The organism is Acidisphaera rubrifaciens HS-AP3 (genome assembly GCF_000964365.1).
Classification (GTDB): Bacteria; Pseudomonadota; Alphaproteobacteria; order Acetobacterales; family Acetobacteraceae; genus Acidisphaera; species Acidisphaera rubrifaciens.
Genome location: NZ_BANB01000589.1, coordinates 1 through 1,371 on the forward strand (window position 1 = coordinate 1; position 1,371 = coordinate 1,371).

The 1,371-nt window shown below is 71.5% G+C and carries 1 protein-coding gene; it reads right to left on the reverse strand.

Going from position 1 to position 1,371, the window contains the following annotated elements; translation table 11 throughout:
- On the reverse strand, window positions 1-1,371 hold a 1,371-nt coding region (locus B8460_RS15050; protein WP_199445663.1), incomplete at both ends, for a transglycosylase domain-containing protein.

Here is a 1,371-nt window from a genome sequence, read left to right on the forward strand (position 1 = left end):
GCGCGCGCGCGGCTCGGCCGCCGGGATGGGCGCGTCCTCCATCGCCGTGGCGCCCCCGGCGGGCGGCTCGATCATCACGAGATCGCCGGGCTGCATCACCTCGCCGATCCGGCGCGGCGGCGCGCCCGGATGGCCGTCATGCACCGGCCGCGCCCAGGCCAGGTCGCGCAGCACGATGACGCCCCGCGCCGGGGTGTTGTTCTCGAGCCAGCCGACCCGCGCCTCGCTCTCGGTCGTCGCGGTGACCAGCGCGAGCCGCCATTCCGGCAGCATGCCCGGGGGATGCGGCTGCTTCTGCAGCAGCGCCGGCCAGTCCGTGCGCAGCGCGTCGGCATCGGCGGTCACGTGGCCCGCCGGCCCGCGCCAGCCGCCGAAACGATGGTCGTATTTCATCAGCCCCGCGCGCAGCGTCCGCTCCGCGAAGGCCTGCAGCGCCGGCTCCATGCTGGTGCGGACCTCGAGCCCGCCGGTGGTCGTGGCATCGACGCCGAAGCGGTCGATCAGCCGGCGGCGCACCTCCTCGGAGAACCAGTCGGCGGCGACCAGCGGGGCGGGACGGTGCAGCTGGGCCGGGATGATCGGCTGCTGCTTCGCCGCCGCCGCCTGGGCGGCGTTGATGACATGGTTGTCCACCATGCGGTCGAGCACCCAGTCCCGGCGGTCGCGCGCGGCCTGCGGATAGCGGAACGGGTTGTAGTTGTTCGGCGCCTTGGGCAGCGTCGCGAGGAACGCGGCCTCGCCGGGACTCAGCTCGTCGAGCGGCTTGTTGAAATACGCCTGCGCCGCCGCGGCGACGCCGTAGGACTGCAGGCCGAGATAGATCTCGTTGAGGTAGAGTTCGAGGATACGCTCCTTCGACAGCGTCTGCTCGATGCGCAACGCCAGGATCATCTCCTTGATCTTGCGCGCGTAACTGAGCGAGCCGTCGAGCAGCATGTTCTTCGCGACCTGCTGCGTGATCGTGCTCGCGCCGATCGGACGCCGGCCGGTATGCATCACGTCGAACAGGCCGGCGCGGACGATGGCCAACGGATCGACGCCGCGATGAACCCAGAAATGCTGGTCCTCGGCGGAGACGAACGCCTCCTTCACGATGTCGGGGATGGCGGTGTAGGGGACGAAGATGCGGCGCTCGGTCGCCAGCTCGGCCATCAGCCGCCCGTCATTGGCGAAGACGCGGCTCATCACCCGCGGCTGATAGTTCTTCAGCCCGTCCACGTCCGGCAGGTCGGCGGCATAGTGGCGATAGGCACCGTACAGGACGACGAGGCCGACCAGCGCGGCCACCGCGCCGAAGCCCGCGAGCACCGCCGCGAGCCGGCCGAGGATCGCGAAGGGTCCGGCCCTGCGCGCGCGCGACCGGCCACGCCC